The following is a 23327-nucleotide window of genomic DNA, read 5'->3' as shown; positions in this document are numbered from 1 at the left end:
CATTAACTCGCAGCCTGGAGCAATCTCATGAACCTGCTGTTCCCGTCCTCTCCGTTTCGTTTGCGCGCGCTCGTCAGCGGCGGCGCGGTGGTGTTCGCGATGCTTGCGGGCAATCTGGCGCACGCCGAAACCACGGCCGTGATGGCCGTTGCGTCGACCTTCACGACGCTCGATCCGTACGACGCGAACGACACGCTGTCGCAGGCGGTCGCGAAGTCGTTCTACCAGGGGCTGTTCGGCTTCGACAAGGACATGAAGCTCATCAACGTGCTGGCCGACAGCTATGAGGCGAGCCCCGACGCGCGCGTCTATACGATCAAGCTGCGCCACGGCGTGAAGTTCCAGGACGGCACCGACTTCAATGCGGCCGCCGTGAAGGCGAACTTCGATCGCGTGACCGATCCGGCCAACAAGCTGAAGCGCTACAACATGTTCAGCCGCATCGAGAAGACGGAAGTGGTCGATCCGTACACGGTGCGCGTCACACTGAAGGCGCCGTTCTCGGCATTCGTCAACGTGCTCGCGCATCCGTCGGCGGTGATGATCTCGCCGGATGCACTCAAGAAGTACGGCAAGGACATCGCGTTTCATCCGGTCGGCACGGGTCCGTTCGAACTCGTGAAGTGGGACCCGGCCGGCGACCTGACCGTGAAGAAGTTCGGCGGCTACTGGAAGAAGGGCTATCCGAAGATCGATGCGATCGACTGGAAGCCGGTCGTCGACAACAACACGCGCGCCGCGCTGATGCGCACCGGCGAGGCGGACTTCGCGTTCCAGGTGCCGTTCGAGCAGGCCGCGCAACTGCAGTCGAGCCCGAAGGTCGATCTGATCGCGGCGCCGTCGATCATCGAGCGCTACATCAGCATGAACATGAACCAGAAGCCGTTCGACAACCCGAAGGTGCGTGAAGCGCTGAACTACGCGGTCAACAAGGAAGCGCTGACGAAGGTCGCGTTCGCCGGTTACGCGACGCCGGCCGACGGCGTGGTGCCAGAGGGCGTCGACTATGCGGTCAAGCTCGGACCCTGGCCGTACGATCCGGCGAAGGCGCGCGCACTGCTGAAGGAAGCGGGCTATCCGAACGGTTTCGAAACGACGCTGTGGTCCGCGTATAACTACTCGACCGCGCAGAAGGTGATCCAGTTCGTGCAGCAGCAGCTTGCGCAGGTCGGCATCAAGGCGAGCGTCGAGGCGCTCGAAGCGGGTCAGCGCGTCGCCAAGGTCGAAAGCGCGCAGGACCCGGCGACCGCGCCGGTGCGCATGTACTACGCGGGCTGGTCGTCGTCGACCGGCGAGGCGGATTGGGCGATCAGCCCGCTGCTCGCAGGCTACTCGATGCCGCCGAAGATGGTCAACACGTCGTACTACAAGAGCGACGCGGTGGACAACGATCTGAAGCAGGCACTCGAAACCACCGACCGCACGCAGAAGGCCGCGCTGTACGCCGACGCGCAGAAGCGCATCTGGGCCGACGCGCCGTGGATCTTCCTAGTCAAGGAGAAGGTCGTGTATGCGCGCAGCAAGCGTCTGTCGGGCGCTTACGTCGCGCCGGACGGCTCGTTCAACTTCGACGAGATCGCGATCAAGTGATGAGCGGACGAGGCGGCACACGTTTCGTCGTGGCCCGCCTCGTTTGCCGCTCATTCGCCGCTCATTTGCCGGACTGGTTTCATGCTGAACTTCCTCGTCAAACGTCTGCTAGGCCTGCTGCCGACGCTCTTCATCGTCGCCGTGCTGGTGTTCCTGTTCGTGCATCTGCTGCCGGGCGATCCGGCGCGGCTCGCCGCCGGTCCCGAAGCGGACGAAGCGACCGTCGCGCTGGTGCGCGCCGACCTCGGCCTCAACAAGCCGATGCCGCAGCAGTTTGTCCGCTTCTTCTGGCGGATGGCGCACGGCGACTTCGGTGTTTCGACGCGCAGCAGGCGGCCGGTGAGCCAGGAGATCGCGGAACGCTTCTTCCCGACGCTGTGGCTGACGATCGCGAGCATGGTGTGGGCGGTCGTGATCGGCATGGCGATCGGCATCGCCTCGGCGGTGTGGCGCAATCGCTGGCCGGATCGGCTGGGCATGACGCTCGCGGTATCGGGCATTTCGTTTCCGGCGTTCGCGCTCGGCATGCTGCTGATGGAAATTTTCTCGGTGCAACTCGGCTGGCTGCCGATCGTCGGCGACGGTTCGTGGCGCAGCTACGTGCTGCCGTCACTGACGCTCGGCGCGGCGGTCGCGGCCGTGATGGCGCGCTTCACGCGGGCCTCGTTCGTCGAGGTGCTGCACGAGGACTTCGTGCGCACCGCGCGCGCGAAGGGCGTACCCGAGCGGCTCGTGATCGTCAAGCACTGCCTGCGCAACGCGCTGATTCCCGTCGTCACAATGATGGGCCTGCAGTTCGGCTTTCTGCTGGGCGGCTCGATCGTCGTCGAAGTGGTGTTCAATTGGCCGGGCCTCGGGCGCCTACTGATCGATGCGGTGTCGATGCGCGACTATCCGATCATCCAGGCCGAGGTGCTGTTGTTCTCGCTCGAATTCATCATCATCAACCTGATCGTCGACGTGATGTACGCGGTGATCAACCCGACCATTCGTTTCAAGTGAGGCCCGCATGAGCACCACTGCCACCGGGCCGAACGCGGCCAATCCCGCGCTCGCCGAACGCGCGATCCGCACGCCGTGGAGCGAGTTCTGGCGCAAGTTCCGCAAGCAGCATGTCGCGCTGGCCGCCGGCGTGTTCGTGCTGCTCTTGATCGTGATCGCGATCATCGCGCCGCATATCGTGCCGTACGACCCCGAGAATTTCTTCGACTACGACGCGCTGAACGCGGGGCCGTCGCCCGCGCACTGGTTCGGCGTCGATTCGCTGGGCCGCGATATTTTCAGCCGCATCCTCGTCGGTTCGCGCATTTCGCTCGAAGCGGGCTTTCTGTCCGTTGCGATCGGCGCGGTGATCGGCACGTTCTTCGGTCTGCTTGCCGGGTACTACGAGGGCTGGTGGGATCGCATCACGATGCGCGTGGCCGATGTGCTGTTCGCGTTCCCCGGCATTCTGCTCGCGATCGGCGTGGTCGCGATTCTCGGCAACGGCATGATCAACGTGATCAGCGCGGTGGCGATCTTCAGCATCCCGGCGTTCGCGCGGCTCGTGCGCGGCAATACGCTGATGCTCAAACAGCTCACCTATATCGAAGCGGCGCGCAGCATCGGCGCGTCGGACTGGACCATCATCGTGCGGCATATTCTGCCGGGCACGATTTCATCGGTCGTCGTGTATCTGACGATGCGCATCGGCACGTCGATCATCACGGCGGCGAGCCTGTCGTTCCTCGGCCTGGGCGCGCAGCCGCCGACGCCCGAGTGGGGCGCGATGCTCAACGAAGCGCGCGCCGATATGGTGACCGCGCCGCATATCGCGCTGTTTCCGAGCCTCGCTATTTTTCTGACCGTGCTCGCGTTCAACCTGCTCGGCGACGGTCTGCGCGATGCGCTCGATCCGAAGCTGGATCGGCCATGAGCACCAGTAACCATCACTCGGCTGAGCGTGCGCCGCATATCGGCACGTTGCCGGCCGGAGCGCTCGGCACGATCGCCGACGTGGACGGCGTCAGCGTCGGTCATTGCACGCTTGCCGAAGGCGCGTTGCAAACCGGCGTCACCGTGATCCGACCGCACCGCGGCGATCCGTTCGTCGACAAGGTGCCGGCCGCCGCGTCGGTGATCAACGGCTTCGGCAAGAGCGTCGGGCTCGTGCAGATCGACGAACTCGGCGCGCTGGAGACGCCGATCGCGCTGACCAATACGTTCGGCGTCGCTGCGGTCGCGCAGGCGCAGATCCGCGCGGCGATTCGCGCGAATCCGCGCATCGGCCGCGAATGGTCGACCGTCAATCCGCTCGTGTTCGAATGCAACGACGGCTACCTGAACGATATTCAGGCGCTCGCCGTGACCGAACAGCATTTCAACGAAGCGTTCGATGCAGCGAGTACCGATGTCGCGAGCGGTGCGGTCGGCGCGGGGCGCGGCATGTCGTGCTTCGATCTGAAGGGCGGCATCGGCACTGCGTCAAGGGTGGTCAGTGCGGCGGGCCGTGACTACTCCGTCGGTGCGCTCGTGCTGGCCAACTTCGGCCGTCTGCCGATGCTGACGATCGACGGCCCGCCGCTCGGCCGCGTGCTGGCCGAACGCGCGGCTGCGGCTGAGGCGGCAAATGCTGCTAATGCTGCTGCAAGCGCAACCTCCGACAAACCCGAGCAAGGCTCGATCATCATGATCGTCGCGACCGATGCGCCGCTCGACGCGCGCCAATTGAAACGCCTGTCGTTGCGCGCGGCGGCGGGTCTCGCGCGTACCGGCTCGGTGTACGGCCACGGCAGCGGCGATATCGCGCTGGCGTTTTCGACCGCGTACACGGTGCCGCACGGCGCGGACTTCGTCGCGCTGCCGCCGCTCGTCGCCGATCATTGTATAGACCCGCTGTTTCGCGCGTGCGCCGACAGCGTCGAACAGGCGATCGTCGATGCATTGTGGAGCGCCGAATCCGTCACCGGTCGCGACGGCCATCGGCGGCTGTCGCTGCGCGACAGCGTGCCCGATCTTGCCCAACTGCTGAGGAATTCCGCGCGATGAAAGTCCTGATCTCCACCGACATCGAAGGCATCGCCGGCGTGTTTCATGCCGAGCAGACGCGCGCGGGCAACGGCGAATACGAAGCCGCGCGACGCTGGATGACGCTCGAAGCCAACGCCGCCATCGAAGGCGCGTTCGCGGGCGGCGCGACCGACGTGTGGGTCAACGATTCGCACGGCGGCTTTCGCAACCTGCTGCCCGATCTGCTCGATCCGCGCGCGCAGGTCGTGCTCGGCAAGCCGCGCACGCTCGGCATGATGGCCGGGCTCGAATACGGCGCGGCTCTCGTCTTCATGATCGGCTATCACGCGAAGGCGCAAACGCGCGGCATTCTCGCGCACACGATCAACAGCTTCGCGTTCGCGCGCGTCGCGTTCAATGGCGTGGAGCTAGGCGAAGCGGGACTGTACGGCGCGCTCGCTGAAGAATATGGCGCGCGTGTCGCGGTTTTGTCGGGTGACGACGTGTTCGCCGAGGAAACCGCGCCGCGCTTTCCCAGCGCGCGTTTCGTCGTCACGAAGACCGCGACCGGTCAGGCAAGCGGCGTCACGCAGTCGCCCGCGAGCGTGCGCGAGGCGCTGCGGGCTGCCGCGCGCGACGCGGTCCGTCAGCATATCGAAGCGGGCCGCGCGCCTGCCGCGACGCGTGGGGAGCCGCGAGCAGTCGACTGCGAACTGCGCGTGCAAACGAGCGGGCTTGCCGATCTGTTCTGCCAATGGCCGACGCTCACGCGTGTCGATGGCGTGACGTTGCGTTTCAGTGCGGCGTCGGCCGAGCATGCGGTGCGGATGCTGAACTGTCTGTCGGCGATGTCGTTCATGTTGCGCTGAGCCGCGGCACGCCGGGCCGCTGACAGCTTATTGCGGTGGCCTACTGCTGCTGCTGCCGGCTCAACTCGCGCGCCGCATGATCGATCGCCTCGGCCACCGCCCCGGCGTGCGACACCGGCGCGAGGTGGCTCGACGCGACCGGCACCACCTTCGCGCCGATGCGCCCGGCGATCATTTTCTGCAAATCGGGCGACACCGCGCGGTCTTTCGTCGTCAGCACGTACCACGATGGTTTGTCTTTCCAGCCGACCTGATCGACCGGTTCGTCGAATGCGCTCGCGGCGATCGGTACCTGCGCGGCGGCAAGCACCCGGGTGACGGTCTCGGGCACGTCGGCGGCGAGGTCGGCGTGATAGCGCGCGCGGTCGAGCCACAAAAAACCGTTCGCGTCCTTGCTGATGCTCTGGCCGGCCGGCATCGGCCCGCCGGCCTTCATCACGTCCATCGCCGATTCGTGCAGTTGCGGCGCAAGCGCGGCAACATACACGAGCCCGGCGACGTTCGGCGCATTGGCGGCGACCTCGGTGATCACGACGCCGCCCCACGAATGCCCGACCAGCAGCACCGGGCCGTTCTCGCGTTCGAGCACACGGCGGGTCGCGGCAACGTCGTCGGCGAGCGACGTCAGCGGGTTCTGCACCGAGCTCACGTGATAACCCTTTTGCTGCAGCTTCGCGACCACGCCGTTCCAGCTCGAGCCGTCGACGAACGCGCCATGCACGAGCACGATGTTGCGCACCGGGCCGCCGAGCGCGGCGGCAGGCGGCGTGCTGGCGGTAGCGGGGGCGGCCGCCGTTTGCGCAAGCGCGGGCGTACCGACGCCCGCGAAACAGAGACACAACACAGCGGCGCAAAGCAGACGTTTGGGCAACATGTTGAAGCTCCGCAGCTTGAAAAGTGGACTCCGGCAACATACCCGTGTGCCATCCCCGTGACAATCACAATCCGCGCGCTTAAGTGCGGCGCACAACGAAGGCGGGCGGCTACGAACGTCAGGGGAATATCGGTCGGGTAAAATTATCGGTTTTGCCGGACCGGACGCGTGCTGTCCGGCCGTGCAATCGGCCACAGCGCTGCCTTCGACGGCGCTCTACACGCAGCGGCCACACGCAGCGATCTCCACACAGCAGGGCGTAATGAATAGTGCAAAGCAGCAAGAGGGCCTGAAGCGCGGGCTCAAGAATCGTCACATCCAGTTGATCGCGCTGGGTGGCGCGATCGGCACCGGCCTCTTTCTCGGCTCCGCCAGCGTGCTGCAGGCCGCGGGTCCGTCGATGATCCTTGGCTATGCGATCGGCGGCGTCATCGCGTTCATGATCATGCGCCAGCTCGGCGAGATGGTCGCGCAGGAGCCGGTCGCCGGCTCGTTCAGCCACTTCGCATACAAGTACTGGGGCGATTTCCCGGGCTTCCTGTCGGGCTGGAACTACTGGGTGCTCTATGTGCTCGTCAGCATGGCCGAGCTGACCGCGGTCGGCACCTACGTGCATTACTGGTGGCCGGGCGTGCCGACATGGCTGTCGGCGCTGGTGTGCTTCGCGATCATCAACGCGATCAATCTCGCCAACGTGAAGGCCTACGGCGAAACCGAGTTCTGGTTCGCGATCATCAAGGTCGCGGCGGTGATCGGCATGATCGTGTTCGGCGGCTATCTGCTGATCAGCGGTCACGGCGGCCCTCAGGCGACGGTCGCGAACCTGTGGAGTCACGGCGGCTTTTTCCCGCACGGCTTTCACGGCCTGTTCATGATGCTAGCGGTGATCATGTTCTCGTTCGGCGGGCTGGAGCTGATCGGCATTACGGCGGCCGAGGCGGCGGAGCCGCAGAAGAGCATTCCGAAGGCCGTGAACCAGGTGATCCTGCGGATCCTGATTTTCTATATCTGCTCACTCGCGGTGCTGCTGTCGCTGTATCCGTGGAACGAGGTGGCGGCGGGCGGCAGCCCGTTCGTGATGATCTTCTCGCAGATGGGCTCGTCGCTGACCGCCAACGTGCTGAACGTGGTCGTGCTGACCGCGGCGCTGTCGGTGTACAACAGCGGCGTCTACGCGAATAGCCGCATGCTGTACGGTCTCGCCGAGCAGGGCAACGCGCCGCGCGCGCTGCTGAAGGTCGACCGGCGCGGCGTGCCGTATCTGGCGATCGGTCTGTCCGCTCTCGCGACGTTCGCATGCGTGATCATCAACTACGTGATCCCGGCCGAAGCGCTCGGTCTGCTGATGTCGCTGGTGGTCGCGGCGCTGGTGCTGAACTGGGCGCTGATCAGCCTCACGCATCTGAAGTCGCGCAAGGCGATGGTGGCCGCGGGCGAGACGCTGGTGTTCCGCTCGTGCTGGTTTCCGCTCAGCAACTGGATCTGCCTCGCGTTCATGGCGCTGATCCTCGTGATTCTGGCGCTGACTCCGGGCTTGTCGGTCTCGGTTTGGCTGGTGCCGGCATGGCTCGTGCTGATGTGGGGCGGCTACGTGATCAAGCGGCGCCGCGAGGCGACTCGCGCTAGCGTGGGGATTGCGAGCTGATCTTCACGCGGCGAAGTTCCCCACATAGGTCGCTCCCGTGTGGGCGAGCGCACAGATCGATTTTTGCGAACCGGTAATCTCTGTCCGGTCGTCCGGCACGAAGCCGGCGCGGAGAGACACCATGTTCAACGCAGGCGCGGTACGGACCAGGTCGAACTTCGGCGCGGGTGCCGCGCTCCTTCTGCTGATTGCGGTAGCCTGCCTCGCGCTGCGCATCCTGCACGTCGTCGCGAAGTTTCGTGGCGACGTCCCCGACGCCTTCGGCGATTTCAATTTCTACCTGTACGCATTCAACGTCGTGCTGCACGACCCGGCGCGCCTGTACGATCACGACGCGCTGATCGCGTTCTTGCAGGGCATCGGCGCGCGCTCGACGGGCGACGACATCTTCTACGCCTACCCGCCGCAGTTCGCGCTGGTGTTTGCGCCGCTCGCGCTGCTGACGCCGCTCGCCGCGAAAATCGTCTGGGTGAGTGCGTCGATCGTGCTGTTCGCGCTGGCTTTGTATCTCGTCGTCACGATGGCGTACCGCGGCGCGGAGCGCAGCGTTAGCCTGCTGCTGGTGGCGGTCGCGCTGTTGAGCTTTCCGCTCGTCGAAGATACGTACGACGGCCAGTCCAACGAACTGCTGTTCTTCCTGCTGGTTGCGACCTTCGCGCTGATCGAGCGTGGCAAAGGCTATGCCGCTGGGCTCTTTCTGGGCTTCGCGATCGCGATCAAGCTCACGCCTCTCGCCGTCGCCGGTCTGCTGTTGCTGCGCCGCGAATGGCGGACGTTCGTGATGGCGAGCGTCGTTGCGATTGCCTTGACGCTGATTACCGGAGCGCGGCTCGGCTTCGACGTTCTGTGGCACTACTTCGTGTCGGACATGCCGCGCCTGAACGGCATGGCACTGGCGATGAGCGGTGGCGGCGCGCCGATGAACAACGCCGTGCGGGGCGCGTTGCAGACGCTATCGGCGATGCTCGGCATGCCGATGTCCGGTACGTTGCTGTCGATTGTCTCGCATGCGTTGGTGCTGGCTGTCTGCCTGCTGTCCGCGTATCTGGTGTTTCGCCGCCATCGGGACAGCCGCATCGACTACGCGCTCGCCTCGATGACGATGCTCGTGGCTTATCCGATCCTCGAGCCGATCCACATGGTGCTCGCGTTGATCCCGTTGCTGATTCTGCTGGGCACCGCATTCGAAGCGCGCGACGGGCACTTGTCGGCGCTCGGTCCGAGACTGGAGATGCTGCTGGTCGCGGTCGTCGTGGTCTTGCTGTTCTTTGCGGCTCGGTTTGTGTCGTACACGGTCGCGGCGCTCGTCATTTACGGACTCTGTGTTGCAAGATACTTTCCACCGTCAGAGGTGGGATGGCGAGAGCGGGCTTACCAGCCTGGATGAACGATCCTGGTGTGGCGCGGCTCCTCATAAGGGCTTTGCATGAAGGTGCAATGGGAATCAGAGAACTGCTCGCGGAGCAGGATGCAAAGTTCGTGAGCCTGCGGGCGCGGAGAGCCTCCATGTTCTTGCGGGGGCTTTTCTGTTTCTTCGGAAGGCGGACATTTTGGGCGGTCGCCCATGTACGGACTGCCTGTCGCACGGTAATTATCTGACTGCTGTCAACTCCGGCAGCGACTTCAGATAGACCAACGACACACCTATGTCCCTGTCCGTATTTGAGATGCACTCCGTGGAGTTGTTCTGCCAGCGGCCACCGGGTGCCTGTTACGTCATCTGTGACGAGCGGCACTATAAGGCGTGCCTTGGCAAGGCCGCAGACCGTCAGAGGGCCAGGGCGGAGACCCGGGAGTTTCTCGAGATTGCCGGACTGAATCACAGGAAGTGGGAGCAGGACCGGAAGCTTGTCAGGCGCATCCAGAAGAGTGGCTGGCTGTTTTTCCATAGCGCGCGGCACCGTAACCCTGACACCGATGGATGGTGGGTCATCGTTGCTCTTCTCGAAGAGGTTCGCCGGGGCAAACTGCTTGCCATTCGAGGTCCGCGTAATGGCCTGTTTCCGTCACCCTACAGCAGCACGCCGCTAAGGAATCCCGTAGCGAGGACCGGCAGTCATCCGGACGGCGAACCCATTCGGTCCGTCGAGTATGATCCGGCCACCTGGCAAGCCCAGTTAGCCGCTGCGCGCGCAGCCAGGGCGACACCGCCACACATCGAGATACCACAGGCACTGACCAAGGCGCAGCGGTGGCAGACGCGCAAGGCGCTGATTGCGACGGGCAATGCGGCCATGTCCGGGCGCGTGCGGGCGGCGGCTGAACGGCTCGCACGCAACAATGTCGCGGTGGAGAAGGCCAGACTCTCCGATCATGTCTACGAGCCGTCCGGGCCGGTGCCCGAAGGGTGGGCGAACCGCAGCGGGGATAGGGGATTTCTGCGGCAGTACGGCTTGAAGCCAATAGACCTGGAAATCGAAGGCGCGAACTTCAGGGCGCAGCTATACGAACCGGATGCGGCGGTCTTCGGTGCCGACATGAGTCCGACACTCGCGTTCAAGGGAACCGAAATGACGAGCCTGAGCGACTGGTCGAACAACTTCAACCAGAGCGTGGATATGACATCGCCTTACTATAGGCGGGCCGTAGATATTGGATGGAAGATGCGCCGCACACAGGCGCCAATTGATATTGCCGGACATTCGCTAGGTGGCGGTCTGTGTTCTGCCGCTTCTTTGGCCAGCGGCAAAGACTGCTGGAGCTTCAACGCCGCCGGTCTGCACCCGAAGACGGTCGAACACTACGGCGGCCAGGTCACGCCATCGAACATCAATGCCTACCATGTGAACGGCGACATTCTGACCGTGGTACAGACGTGGACGCCGCTGCCCGGTGCAGCCGGTACTCCCTATCTCCTTCCCGGCAGCGGCTCGCCCGTGTCGCGGCACTTCATCACGCAGGCAATTGACGGCATCGAGCAGCAGAAGGCGGAGGACATCTCCGTACTTGAAACACTGTCATAGCGAGGCTGAAAGCGATGAAAACACTCAGCCGAATCCTTATCCTGCCGGTGCTGTTACTGGCGCTATCCCCTGTGGTTCATGCAATGAAAAAATTTCCCGCCACTGATTTCTTTAGCGGCCCGCAACTCGAACTGGCGCAGGCCATCGAACGCGGCGACATGGAGCAGGTCCGGCGACTGGCACCGAAGACGGATCTGAACACGCCTGGGCGCAAGAACATGACGATGCTGTTTTTTGCGTTTCAGGAAGCATTGCAGCGCGACCCGCATCGGCTTGCGGTTGCGTCGGAGGTGGTGAGGGCCGGGGCTGATCCCTTGCAGGCCGTACCGGATTTTGGCAGCCCCCTCGGGGTCGTGCTCAACAGCTCCCACCTGGAATTCCTGCGTGCGATGCTGGACGGGGGCGTTGATCCCAATCTGGTCTACAAGGGAGATCCATTAATTTTCTTTGTTGCAGGAGAGTCGACATCTGGCTCACTCAAGCTGCTGGTGGAGCGTGGCGCGGATGTGAACCGACGCGATTCGTTGCGCAATTCAGTGCTGTATGAAGCGCTGGCAAATCGCGCACTAGATCAGATTGACTACCTGCTGGATCATGGGGCAAACCCCAACACCTACAACATTAACGGCGAGTCATTCCCATTAGGGATCTGGGACGACATTAATACCTTCGCGCCTGATTCACCGGCCTACAGGAAGCTGGTCGAAATCCGGGATCGCATCATCAGGATGGGCGTGAAATGGCCTCCCGAGACTCCGGAACAGATAAGAGCACGTTGGGGAGCCAATCCTCCGCGCCGGCTCGATGACAGCAAGCTTCCGCTGCCTTGAGGCAGAAACGGAAAGGGCTCTTCCAGTTCTTCATGCAGGATCGTGCGCGCCATCGCCCGGAAGCGGCGGCCGGTTATCTCCGTGCGCGCATCGTAGCCAAGTCGCCGAAGCGCGGCATTGGTAGCCGCTTCACTCATCGGGCGCTTGATATCGCATGCGCCTGGGAACCCGTAGCTTTCCGGCAAAACGGTGCTTGAAAATGCATTGCTCGCTGCTCGTTGGCGTGACGAGCAGCAGGCCGCCGCCGTACTGCTTCTGCAGTCTTTCGCCCGGTTTCGTGTTATGGATCTTGGCAACGTGCCAAACGACCCCCTGAAGGGGGTTGCAATCGCTGATGAACCCTTGGAGACCATAGCAAACAAAAACCCCGCTCAGCGCTGGCTGTCGGGGCTTCGTGGGGAACCGTTGAAACCGGTTGAAGAGTGTTTGGTGCAAGGCCGGAATCGAAAAATTCCTGCTATCGCCTTGCTGGGGCACGTTTGCGGAATTTTGCCTGTGCAGATACCACCAGAAATACCACCGGGCGTGGGTGCTCGCCAGAAAGAGCGAGCGAAAGCTTATCGGCGAACGAGGCATACTGGAGTCGGCCGAGTTCGACCCTAAGCCGTCTCCCAGCGCCCACGGTTTAAAAGTCGCTTGTCGAAGTCTGGCGGGACGTCCGCCCACGCCGTCCACAGCTGCTTTTGGACTTTTCTACCGCTCGAACCCGTTCGCTTTACCGTCAGCTCACTGTCAAGCGGATGTGTGGTCAACCGCGAAAAAACGCTCATGTGAAATGGCCCACGAGGCTTGAGGCACACGCTCAGACGAGGCGAAAAGCGTTGATCTTGGCGGTTAGCGGTACGTCGCGGCAGTCCCAACCACACCGGCCAGCCTCGGTTGCTCAGGCAGCATGACGCTCCCCAAGTCAGTACTGACACGCCAAAGGCAAGAATGGTGCAAAGCAACATCGCTGGCATAGTTTCGCGAGCCTATACTTCGCAAGACCGTTTCACCCTTGGGCGCTTTGCGATGATGTCATTCGCGATCGCGGACGCTGTAAAATCAGTAGCATTTTCCTTGCAGGGATGCACGTCCCAGGTCGAGCAGCGCAATACGACTTACCTGCGCCGATTTTCCCCCAAGGGAGAAGCGCGTGAAACTCCGCCGCGGCGCACGGCGCGAACATGGCACATCCTGCGGGGTAGAGACCGTTGCTCCGCAACGCTGGCTACGCTGTCAGAGTGGTGCTGAGGACAAACGTAGCGGCGATCGATTGCTTTTCTCGGATGTCCGAAGAGGAGAAGCGACCATGAAAATCCTGTGGGTCGATGACCACGAACTTCTTTGCGTCGCTCTTTCCGAATATTTACAAACACACGCTTCGGAGCTGAGCGCAACCCCAATCGATGTCACGCCCGTCTTTACGCTTGCCCGCGCGCTTGAAGAAGTCAACAAGACACCTTCCCCCGATCTGGTATTCCTGGATCTTAATCTGGATGATGAGAACCGTGGCGCCGCGACACTTGAGCATTTCCAGGCGGGAAATCCATCTAAAGTTCCCGTGGTCGTCTGCACAGGACTCACTCCCGGGAACGATCAGGAAGTTGAAATTTTGCGCATGTGCATGCGTGACTACGCCGCTCGGGGAATCCTGTTGAAAGGAGGCGCGCACAAAAAAATGTTCATTGGACTGAGCAGGATCCTGGGAGGTGAACTCTGGATTCCGGAAGAAGTCCTGCTCCGCTTTGCCCGCTCGACACAAGCGCCCTCAGCTAGCCGGAATGAGCACCATCTTGGGCTTTCTCCTCGAGAGTGGGACGTGGGGCGTTGCATTGCACGTGGCCTCTCGGGGAAACAGATCGCTAGAGAGCTTAACGTCACCGAAGGACATGTCAGACAGGTATCCTGTGTTATCTACGACAAACTTCGAGTCAGAAACCGCGTAGAAGCGGCACTTAGAGTCAATGCCGAGTTGGGCGGTGGAAGCGGGCCAGACAAGGGACCGTCATGAAGATCTCTGCTATACCGCGATTTATGTTGCGCTGCGAACACTAGGACCCGCCTTCGGCCGATTTTCCTGAGGCTTATGTTTTGCAAGTAAGGTCAATAAGGTCTGTTCGGAAACCGGTTTCGACAAAAGCTTCATGCCGCTGGCGGCGACTTTTTTGAGCACGGCTGACGAGGTGTCCCCCGACCACAGGATCGCCGGGATCGAAGCGTCGGTAGCCGCGCGGACCGCCAGAATCGCAGCAATACCGTCCTCGTTTTCCAGCCGGTAGTCTGAGAGGATGAAGTGAGGACCACTTGCCAGCGCTTCAATGCGCAACTGTTCGATGACGTCGGATGATGATTCCCCCGCCACGACGTAGCAGCCATGCTCGATCAGGCGCATCGATATTTCGATTCTCAGGTCGCTGTTGTCTTCGATGATCGCCACGACCATATCGGTCAGGTCCGCTTCGCCGTCTTCAACCGTTTGAACCTCGCCGAGCAACTCCGGCGGTATGCGTTCCACGAAGGGGACCGTCACGGAAAAACGCGATCCCCGCCCGGGTGCCGAGTTCACATCCAGTCTGTGACCAAGAAGGTTCGCGAGCCCCTGGACAATGGCCAGACCCAGTCCGAACCCTTTATCGCGATTCCTCTCGGGATTGTCGACCTGTACATAGCTTTTGAAGATATCCGCCTGTCTATCTTCAGGGATACCGATCCCGTTGTCCCAGACACTTATCCTTACGCAGGTGCCACGCCTCTGGCAACTCAACAGAACATGTCCGTTCTTTCCTCCCTGCCCGGAAGGCGTGTAACGGACCGCATTGGTCACCATATTCCGCACGATCCTGTCCAACGCATGCCGATCGGTGCGGACCAGATAGGGGCGACTATGGAGTCTTAACCTCAGCCCCTTCGCCTCAGCCAGCGGCTGCATATCCGCAACTATGCCGCGTAAAAGGGAAGTCAGCGCTACCTCCTGAATTTCCACACTCCAGGTGCCGGACTCGAGGCGGCAGATATCCAGTGCCCCGTTAATCATCCCTTCCATCGTATCCACCTGCCTTTGCGCCATCGAGACGTCATCGACCATCCTGGTTGCTTCAATGCTCCGCTCAATGAAACTTAACTTCAGGCCGAGCGTGGTGAGCGGCTGGCGCAAGTCATGACTTATCGCAGCGACAAGCAGGCTCTTCTCCTCCTTCGCAGTTTCAGCCCGCTCTCGCGCCTCATCGAGAATAATCTCTTTGACATATGCGTGTTTCTCATTGTAAAAAACAAAAAACGCGAGTAAACAATAGCCAACTAGTTGAGCCGTATAAAAGACCAGCATAAATGGCCGGTGAATAAACAGGGGGGGGCCAAGGCTAAATCCGAACGGGATAGCGCCGAGCACGAATGAACCCAAATTCGCGCGAAGACTGGGGGCGAGCAGCAGCAAGGTAAATGTATGGCTGATTAGCGTGTACTCAAGGAAGCCAGAACTGGCCAATTTGACGTAGCGAGCTTGCGGCGAGATGAAATCGGGTGGGGTTAGCCCAAAGCTACCCGCTGCCCACCAGAACGATGTCAGCGTGACCAATGCAGCCCATGCCCAATCTAGCTGCTCGACCGCGCTGACGCCGGCGTGCTTCGGGAGCGCCATGGTCCTTTTCAGTAAGTATGCTGCCATGGGAGTCGCCACCCCCCACAGTCCCAGGGGCCAGACGACGCGGAACCAAAGATAGCTATCCGACGTTTTGATCCACGAGCCATACACGCACAGCAGCGAGGCTCCGACCGAGACCAGCGCGGTCCAACATAGCGCTCGCCGAGACAGCGATTGCAATAACTCGCGTTTGACGTAGAGATTCTGCTCAGCACTGAGTGCTGCAACAGGTCCCACAAAAAGATTCACAAAATCAGCGAATCTGCGGCGCCCGGTTGAGTGGGCCTTTTCATCCACTAATCGTGATGTTCTGGGCCGGGGCGGCGTTTCGCTCGCGTCAGAATCACGTGGTGTTCGAGTACAGGAAGCCATAACAGGCCGGCAATCAGGTGCGGCTTCGCTCCGTTGTGCTGGCTTCGTGTTTGCCTGCCCTCTCTTTCTCCCGTCATCGGTCAATTTTTTTGGCTTATATTCTGCAAGTAAGGTCAATAAGGTCTGTTCGGAAACCGGTTTCGACAAAAGCTTCATGCCGCTGGCGGCGACTTTTTTGAGCACGGCTGACGAGGTGTCCCCCGACCACAGGATTGCCGGGATCGAAGCGTCGGTAGCCGCGCGGACCGCCAGAATCGCAGCAATACCGTCCTCGTTTTCCAGCCGGTAGTCTGAGAGGATGAAGTGAGGACCACTTGCCAGCGCTTCAATGCGCAACTGTTCGATGACGTCGGATGATGATTCCCCCGCCACGACGTAGCAGCCATGCTCGATCAGGCGCATCGATATTTCGATTCTCAGGTCGCTGTTGTCTTCGATGATCGCCACGACCATATCGGTCAGGTCCGCTTCGCCGTCTTCAACCGTTTGAACCTCGCCGAGCAACTCCGGCGGTATGCGTTCCACGAAGGGGACCATCACGGAAAAACGCGATCCCCGCCCGGGTGCCGAGTTCACATCCAGTCTGTGACCAAGAAGGTTCGCGAGCCCCTGGACAATGGCCAGACCCAGTCCGAACCCTTTATCGCGATTCCTTTCGGGATTGTCGACCTGTACATAGCTTTTGAAGATATCCGCCTGTCTACCTTCCGGGATACCGATCCCGTTGTCCCAGACACTTATCCTTACGCAGGTGCCACGCCTCTGGCAACTCAACAGAACATGTCCGTTCTTTCCTCCCTGCCCGGAAGGCGTGTAACGGACCGCATTGGTCACCATATTTCGCACGATCCTGTCCAACGCATGTCGATCGGTGCGGACCAGATAGGGGCGACTATGGAGTCTTAACCTCAGCCCCTTCGCCTCAGCCAGCGGCTGCATATCCGCAACTATGCCGCGTAAAAGGGAAGTCAGCGCTACCTCCTGAATTTCCACATTCCAGGTGCGGGACTCGAGGCGGCAAATATCCAGTGCCCCGTTAATCATTCCTTCCATCGCAGCCACTTGCCTTTGCGCAATTGAGACGTCTACGGCCAGGCTGGTCGATTTAACGCATCGCTCGATAAAACCTAACTTCAGGCCGAGCGTGGTGAGCGGCTGGCGCAAGTCATGGCTTATGGCAGCCATAAACTGGTTCTTTTCCAGCATTGCCGCTACCGCCTGAGCTCGCGCTTCCTCGAGAACAACCTCTTTTACACATATGAGTTGCTGATCGTTGCAGATGTACCAGGCGACGACGCAATAGCCAATTAGTTGAGCCGTATACCAGTCAAACATTCCCGGCCGGTGAATAAAAAACCCCGGTGCCATGTCAAATGCGAATGGGATCGTGCCGACCAGCAGTGCACCTAAAGCCGCACGAAAACTGGGTGCGAGCAGCAGCAACGTAATTGCCTGGCCGATCATAGTCAGTTCCATGAAGCCATACCTGGCAAATTTGAAGTGGTGGCTATGGACGATGACGCCGATCACGTAGGTGGGTGGTATTAGCCCAAAGCTGGCCGCAGCCCACCAGAACGATGTCAGCATGACCAATGCAGCCCATGCCCAATGCAGCTGCCCGACCGCGCTGACGCCGGCGTGCTTCGGGAGCATCACTGTTTTTTTCAGTAAGTATGCTGCGAAAGGAGCGGCCAGCCCCCAGAGTCCCATGATCCAGACGACACGGAACCATGGATAGATATCCGACGTTTTGGTCCAGGCTCCAACTACGAACCAGAACGGGCTGACGACCAACAAAAGCGCGATCCAATATACCGACCGGCGGGACAGCGATTGCAATAACTTGCGTTTGACGAGGAGATTCTGTTCAGCACTGAGTGCTGCAACGGCAACCGGTCCGACAAAGAATTTTCTGAATTCAGCGAACCTGCGGCGCACGATTTCCTGAATCGTTTCACTCACGCCCACTGGTGTACTGGCCCTGACATTTTCGCTCGCGTCGGAATCACTTGATGTTCGAGAACAGGACGCCATAAGGCCTCCGGGCTGGAATCAGGGGCAGCTACAGACTATTGTGCTAGCAGTCCGCCAGCAAGTCGATGACAAGTGTGCTGTTTTAGGCCGAACAAATGTTCGTGATCCACGCAGGTGGTTCCAACCGCCCGCAGTACCAGCAAGCACGGCTCGCCAGTTGCGATATTGGTCGCTTCATGTATGCCGCGTCGAACTACTTCCGTAACCGGGCACGCTCCGTACTCTGACAACGGCATCATGCCGAACAATCGTAAAACGACACCGAACATTTGTTCTCCAGCAAAGGAACATTTAATACCGAACATCAAACTATCGACGCAATTACAACTGACACGGTTTCACGGCGAAATAACGCAACATAATTTGCACAAGGAGGGCGTTAATGACTGCACAACTGGGCCGCCTTCTTCTCCTGTCGAGTTCCTATTGTGAGTACGTCTCCATAACCGGCCGGCGCGGAAAACGCAGTGCGTACGGGCGCCCGTATTGCCGCAGTGCCGGATAGACAACCATGAGGGGGTGCATCATGAAGTGGCTTATCCAGGCAGTTGCACTAGCGGGCGCGATCGCCGCGCCGATGGCGTCTTTCGCGCAATCGGATCAGCCGGTCACGCGTGACCAGGTCAAGGCAGAGTTGCTGCAGCTCGAACAGAATGGCTATAACCCTGCTGCCAAAAACGATGCCCAATATCCCGCGGATATTCAGGCTGCCGAAGCGCGCGTGGCCGCGCAGCGCGCAAATGGCCAGGATACGTCGGGATATGGGGCGCCGCTGGGCGGCTCGTCGCAATCCGGTTCTGGCCAACATCCGATGGTGGTTAATCCGGACGGTCAATGACGCGTGGTGAACGGCCTGCCGTGACGATACCGCCGCTGCGGGTCGTTTTCGTCCTTAGCGCCGCTCTGGGATTTGTCCTCGTGGCGCACGTTGTTCATTTTTTGCCATCGTCTGCCGTCTATCGTCTGTCGGCACCCGTATTGCCGCAGTGCCGGATAGACCACTATGAGGGGGCCATGATGAAGTCGCCTTACCACGCAGTTGCGAAAACTGTCGCGTACCTTTTGGTCGCATGCTCAGCATCGCTGGCTGCACCTGCTTTCGCAGGCGCGTACGTACCATGTCGCTCCGGCAGCGCAGCGACAGCAACGCAAAGCGGTAAAACGATGCCGTTGCACCACGCCAGCGTGGTTCACAAGAACAATGGCGGCGTCAACGGTGGCTTGCCGACCCCGTCGCAGTCCGGCAAACGCGTCCCCGGGGGCGACTCCATCGATCCCATGTATCGAGGAGGTTGATGCGCCCAAGCCAGCACTTCGAGAAAACTGGCACGCTGACCAGATGTTTCCGAAGCACGCTACGGCCGGGAATGGTGACCGTGCTTACGTGAGGAGGTCGCATGCGCAAGTTCAAACCCGTAGTTGCGCTCACACTCGTCGCAGTGCTGCTGGGAGTCGGTCTGGCGAATTACGTCAGTCTGGCACACGACTGGCCGCCAGACCCGCTTTTCGTCCGTAACGCCGAGCCGGGGCCTGTCCTGATAAAGGACGTTCTTGACTTTCTGGTCATCGTCGATGCGCACCCGCATCGCCGCAGTACCGGATAAACAACTGTGTGGAGGTGCATCATGAAGTCGTTTTGGCAGGCAGTAGGGCTTGCGGCCGCGATCGTCGCGCCGATCGCGTCTTTCGCACAATCGGAGCAGCCGGTCACGCGCGCGCAGGTCAAGGCGGAGATTCTGCAGCTTGAGCAGAATGGCTATAACCCGGCCAACGCGCTCGATGCCCAGTATCCCGCGGACATTCAGGCTGCCGAAGCGAAGATCGCTGCACAGGACAGCCAGCAGGCGGCCCACAGTGACCTTGGCGGCGCGACGACCAACGCCACTGCACAGGCAAGCCAGCAGGCGGGCAGCAATGAGGTTGGCGGCACGACCGTTGGCACCTCAGCTTCCGGCAGTGCCCAGCATGTGTCGAAGCCCTCGCCGTCTTCGTGCATTGGTCCCGCAAGTTACTGCAACCTTTTCTTCGGTAATTGACCGCTGATGGGCCGCCCGACACCGCGCCGACGATCCGGGTAACGTGCCTCTGGATCGTCGGGGCGTCATGGCTGTACATAGTACGACAGCTACCAGCTCGATTCGGCCCTGAACGGTCCGCAAAATGAGGACAGTCCATGGACATGAGCACAGAAACCGGCCCGGCGGCACCGACGCAGAGCGGCGTATCTGCTGCACCAAAGGCGTCGACGCCAGATAGTGGGGTCGCGCGATCGTTTGCAATCCTCCTTGGGTTTCAGTGTCTCGGCGAGTTGATCGCCTATGTCACGCGAGCTCCTGTTCCCGGACCCGTGCTTGGCATGGTGCTATTGCTTTGCCTGCTCTCGGCCAAACCCTCTGTCGTGCCTGCCGTCGAGCAGGTCTCTCGCGGACTGTTGAATCACCTTTCACTGTTTTTTGTACCCGCCGGTGTGGGCGTCATGGTCTTCGCGCCGCAGCTGAAAGGCCAACTGTCCGCACTCGCCCTTGCCATCGTTATCAGCACGATTCTTTCGATGGCGATTGCTGCGCTAGTGACAGGCATGTTGCTGACGAGGCTCGACAGAAAGCAATCACAACACAAGGCTGCGACGGCGCCACGCGCTTAGGCAGATTCTGCCGCCGCAAGGAGGAGGGGCCATGTCAATCGGTGAACTGCCCGTGTCTGTCAATGCGATCGTGGGCGCGTCGCCTGTGCCGGCGCTCACGGCAACCGTCGGCGTCTACATCGTTGCCTGCCGCCTTCACACTCTGGCGCGGAAGAATCCCCTGGCCAACCCGGTAGCGATCTCCGTGTTGCTCATGATCGCGATACTGTATTTGACAGGCACCTCCTACAGCGCATATTTCGCGGGCGCGAAACTGATTCACTTTCTACTGGGCCCGTCGGTCATTGCATTGGCTATTCCGCTACACCATCAGACGCCCAGGCTCAGACGCGCGCTTGTGCCGCTGCTTGGCGGGCTGATTGCGGGCTCGGCCACGGCTGTTGCCTCTGCGATTGCGATATGTGTCTGGCTACATTGTCCGTTTGTGACGGTCGCGTCGGTCGCTCCGAAGTCGGTCACTACGGCCGTAGCAATGCTGATCTCAGCAAAAATCGGTGGTTTGCCCTCGCTCACCGCGGCGATCGTCATCCTGACCGGCATTACCGGTGCGACGCTGAGCAACGTGGTCCTGGATACCGTTGGTGTGCGGCGTGACGACGTGCGCGGCTTTGCAATGGGTGTTGCTTCCCACGGCATAGGTACTGCCAGGGCGTTTCAGATCAGCGAAGAAGCAGGCGCCTACTCGGGACTGGGCATGGCGATGAACGGCACTATGTCGGCGTTTATCCTCCCAGTGCTCCTGCCCATCCTGAGCGGTTGGTTGATTTGACGAACTCGCTAAGCGATCAACCGATGAAGCAGTTGAAAAGGCCCGCTGTGGCGAGCTGACGACTGCGATACATTCATCGAATGGTAGCGTCTGTCAGCCGAAGCGCGCCTCCAGCCAGTCCTGCGCCCAGTTCTTCGCATAGGCTATCGCGTCCTCGCGTGCGTCAAAGCCGGCCAGATCGCCGCTCGAGTGAATCTCGTACCCGGTGCCGTCCGCACGGCTGCCGCTGATGCGCGCGTGAGCCATGTACTCCCCGTCGGCCCTACGCGGTGTCGGGTCGACAACGATCAAAGTGGAATTGAAGCGCATAGGGGTTCCTTCAGGGTTGTCGCCCGATTGCGCTGTCGCATAGGGGCGTCGAAAAGCGAGACTCAGATGCTAAGCCTGGCCATGATCTGTCCGGCCTCGTAATCCGACTCGCAGCTTGTCATGCCGTGTTCACGCAGCAACGCACGAATCGACACGAACATCAGAAACGCGTCTGAATTGACCTCGTGACGACAGTCACGGATGACGCTATCCAGTTCCGCCTCCGCGCCGGGCGGCAGAAACTGGTCGACGATGCCCGAGCCATTGCACCGGATCCATTTCAGCAGGTCATTCCTTTGCATATCAAACTCCAATGTGTGCAATGGCGCGCTGTCCACGACAAGCGGGTGAAGGTCCAGCCCGCGGTAGAGACGGGACCGCGTTGTCATGAGGCACCTTGAAGGCCGCATCACCGTACGGCGCAGGAGAGGAAGCGTAGAGATGTGAGCCGTTGCATCGGCAGCGCTTCACACGTTCGGCCACGTCGAGTGGTCATGGGTGAAAGCGGGAAAGTCCCGTTCCGCGGAGGGAAGCAACTATCAGGATGCCGGGAACGGCTGCAGGTCGAGCGCAGATCTCATGCTACGCCGATTGATAGATTTGTACAGAAGAACCCATGCTTTGGGCGCCGTCGGAAAAGCACGGGGGAACGTGCAAGTCAGGTCGGTACTTATGACCGTAGTGCCGGTGGACTGTGGTAGTCCGATGATCCGCATCCGACTGCTTCTCTTCTCGGGCTCGTCAGGTAGCGACGCACAATGCGCCATTTCGACATGCGAGTCAGGAAGTCTCCACCTCAACTGTTCAACCACCGCGAAACGACGCATCTGGCCCACGCGTACGCACCCACGACCACGCCATTGTCGAGCGCTCCGATTGATGGATCGATACGCGCAGGGAGGCGACCGACGGGTGCACGTGCCAGCGGACGAGCTTCCCGTCGACAAGAACTACGCGCTGGCCCAGTCAGGGGGCGGCGGCCAATCCGACCTGACATTCATTCAGGCATGCGAACTGATGCGCACACCCGCATGTCCGTGTGCATGGAGTGCTAATTGAGCGGAGCCCGCGTCAGGCTCTCGCGAACGCTCGCGACAGAAGGATTGCCTCGCGGCGCAGGAAATGTCGGTCAGCGTTCCGGACGCGCGGCCGACGGCCAGCACGTGGCATGCAGAAGATTGCTCTCAGCCACTGGCCACCTTTCTGATGCAACGACAGTTAGATCGGCGACCAGGCAAAGAGCGACCCGTCGCCTGGGCACATCAGTTAGGGCCGCGCTTCAGCAGCGTTTTCATATGTCGATGACCGAAGCGCCACTCACCTTTCCGTCGACGATGTCCTTTCCCTGCTGCCGGGCGGCTCGCCTTGCCGTACCGAAGTCGGAGAACGCATGCGGCTGGTTGAGCCTGAAGACCCGGCTTGCGGCGGGGGTTGCTGTCACCGCCGGACGACATATCCGCACCGCAATGTCATAACCTTCGGCGTAACGGGAATGTCCGTCAAAGCGACCGACTGAAAGTGCGGGGAAATACGAAGGGATGAAGTTCGTACCCCTTGTAGAGAAGAAACGGGTGTGTCGGCATGGTGCTCACTCCCTAGGGGAGGACCCACTATACCGTGGAACGGACAGCGTCGGGCGGCCGAGACTGTTACCAGAATTGCATTGACCGAAGGTACTGTGGCGCGTATGTTGAAACTCAAGGTTTTCAAAGCAGGCGACTGTCCGCACCGTTATCACGTTGATTTCGACGACCTGACGACAGCTATCAGCCTCGCTCCACGTTCACGCGTACGTAGCAGTTTCTTCAGGGCGCCACC

Annotated in this window: 19 protein-coding genes and 2 pseudogenes; 15 read left to right on the top strand and 6 right to left on the bottom strand. The window is 60.9% G+C overall.

All coding sequences use genetic code 11. The features are described from left to right. Positions 1–27 precede the first annotated feature (27 nt). From gsiB to AB3X94_RS27570, 5 genes are all read left to right on the top strand, one after another. A complete protein-coding gene (gsiB, locus tag AB3X94_RS27590) occupies positions 28–1590 on the top strand; it encodes a glutathione ABC transporter substrate-binding protein GsiB (protein ID WP_368613239.1) in 1563 nt (520 codons plus the stop codon). A gap of 81 nt (positions 1591–1671) precedes the next feature. Then, positions 1672–2592, top strand: a complete 921-nt coding sequence (gsiC, locus tag AB3X94_RS27585; RefSeq protein WP_368613238.1) for a glutathione ABC transporter permease GsiC — start codon at positions 1672–1674, stop codon at positions 2590–2592. Positions 2593–2599: 7 nt separating this feature from the next. After that, the gene (gsiD, locus tag AB3X94_RS27580; RefSeq protein ID WP_176105269.1) at positions 2600–3505 is read left to right on the top strand and encodes a glutathione ABC transporter permease GsiD; all 906 of its coding nucleotides are present in this window, start codon (positions 2600–2602) and stop codon (positions 3503–3505) included. Next, complete coding sequence (locus tag AB3X94_RS27575) at positions 3502–4617, top strand: P1 family peptidase (RefSeq protein ID WP_368613237.1); 1116 nt, start codon at positions 3502–3504, stop codon at positions 4615–4617. The genes gsiD and AB3X94_RS27575 overlap by 4 nt, the downstream gene beginning before the upstream one ends. Beyond that, a complete protein-coding gene (locus AB3X94_RS27570; protein ID WP_368613236.1) occupies positions 4614–5447 on the top strand; it encodes a M55 family metallopeptidase in 834 nt (277 codons plus the stop codon). The genes AB3X94_RS27575 and AB3X94_RS27570 overlap by 4 nt, the downstream gene beginning before the upstream one ends. Positions 5448–5487: 40 nt before the next feature. Here the strand turns inward: AB3X94_RS27570 and AB3X94_RS27565 are convergent, their stop codons facing one another. Continuing rightward, on the bottom strand, positions 5488–6321 hold the full coding sequence (locus tag AB3X94_RS27565) for an alpha/beta fold hydrolase (protein WP_368613235.1): 834 nt from the start codon (positions 6319–6321) through the stop codon (positions 5488–5490). Positions 6322–6583: 262 nt separating this feature from the next. Here AB3X94_RS27565 and AB3X94_RS27560 point away from each other — a divergent pair, with 262 nt between their 5' ends. The 4 genes from AB3X94_RS27560 to AB3X94_RS27545 all read left to right on the top strand — a co-directional run bounded on the left by AB3X94_RS27560 (position 6584) and on the right by AB3X94_RS27545 (position 11759). Next, positions 6584–7966: an amino acid permease gene (locus tag AB3X94_RS27560; protein ID WP_368613234.1), complete on the top strand. Its 1383-nt coding sequence runs from the start codon at positions 6584–6586 to the stop codon at positions 7964–7966. 121 nt (positions 7967–8087) lie between these two features. Then, positions 8088–9353: a glycosyltransferase family 87 protein gene (locus AB3X94_RS27555; protein ID WP_368613233.1), complete on the top strand. Its 1266-nt coding sequence runs from the start codon at positions 8088–8090 to the stop codon at positions 9351–9353. Positions 9354–9612: 259 nt separating this feature from the next. Then, positions 9613–10929: a hypothetical protein gene (locus AB3X94_RS27550; protein ID WP_368613232.1), complete on the top strand. Its 1317-nt coding sequence runs from the start codon at positions 9613–9615 to the stop codon at positions 10927–10929. A 14-nt stretch (positions 10930–10943) separates the two neighbouring features. Next, positions 10944–11759, top strand: coding sequence for an ankyrin repeat domain-containing protein (locus AB3X94_RS27545; protein ID WP_368613231.1), 816 nt, complete (start codon positions 10944–10946; stop codon positions 11757–11759). Between the two features lie 17 nt (positions 11760–11776). Here the strand turns inward: AB3X94_RS27545 and AB3X94_RS27540 are convergent. Next, positions 11777–11932 (bottom strand): annotated as a pseudogene (locus AB3X94_RS27540) (integrase); the annotation flags it as partial. A gap of 1118 nt (positions 11933–13050) precedes the next feature. On the opposite strand from AB3X94_RS27540, the gene AB3X94_RS27535 reads away from it, so the two are divergent. Next, on the top strand, positions 13051–13752 hold the full coding sequence (locus tag AB3X94_RS27535; protein WP_176105277.1) for a response regulator transcription factor: 702 nt from the start codon (positions 13051–13053) through the stop codon (positions 13750–13752). Positions 13753–13773: 21 nt separating this feature from the next. Here the strand turns inward: AB3X94_RS27535 and AB3X94_RS27530 are convergent, their stop codons facing one another. Next, entirely contained in the window at positions 13774–17715 is a 3942-nt protein-coding gene (locus AB3X94_RS27530) for an ATP-binding protein (protein ID WP_368613230.1), read from the bottom strand. A 598-nt stretch (positions 17716–18313) separates the two neighbouring features. Between AB3X94_RS27530 and AB3X94_RS27525 the strand changes: the two genes are divergently transcribed. The 5 genes from AB3X94_RS27525 (at position 18314) to AB3X94_RS27505 (ending at position 21200) form a co-directional block, all read left to right on the top strand. Further along, positions 18314–18625, top strand: coding sequence for a DUF4148 domain-containing protein (locus AB3X94_RS27525; protein WP_176105279.1), 312 nt, complete (start codon positions 18314–18316; stop codon positions 18623–18625). Positions 18626–19184: 559 nt separating this feature from the next. Beyond that, positions 19185–19391, top strand: coding sequence for a hypothetical protein (locus tag AB3X94_RS27520; protein WP_176105280.1), 207 nt, complete (start codon positions 19185–19187; stop codon positions 19389–19391). Between the two features lie 21 nt (positions 19392–19412). Beyond that, positions 19413–19823 carry a DUF4148 domain-containing protein gene (locus tag AB3X94_RS27515; protein ID WP_176105281.1) on the top strand — a complete coding sequence of 137 codons (411 nt, stop codon included), beginning with the start codon at positions 19413–19415 and terminating at the stop codon, positions 19821–19823. A gap of 137 nt (positions 19824–19960) precedes the next feature. Next, positions 19961–20431: a CidA/LrgA family protein gene (locus AB3X94_RS27510; protein WP_246391776.1), complete on the top strand. Its 471-nt coding sequence runs from the start codon at positions 19961–19963 to the stop codon at positions 20429–20431. Positions 20432–20462: 31 nt separating this feature from the next. After that, the gene (locus tag AB3X94_RS27505; RefSeq protein WP_176105283.1) at positions 20463–21200 is read left to right on the top strand and encodes an LrgB family protein; all 738 of its coding nucleotides are present in this window, start codon (positions 20463–20465) and stop codon (positions 21198–21200) included. A 93-nt stretch (positions 21201–21293) separates the two neighbouring features. On the opposite strand, the gene AB3X94_RS27500 is transcribed toward AB3X94_RS27505, so the two are convergent. The 3 genes and pseudogenes from AB3X94_RS27500 to AB3X94_RS27490 all read right to left on the bottom strand — a co-directional run bounded on the left by AB3X94_RS27500 (position 21294) and on the right by AB3X94_RS27490 (position 23092). Continuing rightward, positions 21294–21509, bottom strand: coding sequence for a hypothetical protein (locus tag AB3X94_RS27500; protein ID WP_008919201.1), 216 nt, complete (start codon positions 21507–21509; stop codon positions 21294–21296). Positions 21510–21571: 62 nt separating this feature from the next. Continuing rightward, the gene (locus AB3X94_RS27495; RefSeq protein WP_368613229.1) at positions 21572–21898 is read right to left on the bottom strand and encodes a hypothetical protein; all 327 of its coding nucleotides are present in this window, start codon (positions 21896–21898) and stop codon (positions 21572–21574) included. Between the two features lie 902 nt (positions 21899–22800). After that, positions 22801–23092, bottom strand: a pseudogene (locus AB3X94_RS27490) (hypothetical protein). Positions 23093–23327 lie beyond the last annotated feature (235 nt).

The organism is Paraburkholderia sp. BR10923 (assembly GCF_040948765.1).
GTDB classification, from domain to species: Bacteria; Pseudomonadota; Gammaproteobacteria; order Burkholderiales; family Burkholderiaceae; genus Paraburkholderia; species Paraburkholderia youngii.
Note: the sequence above shows the minus strand (reverse complement) of the source record. Positions and strands in the feature narration are given on the sequence as shown.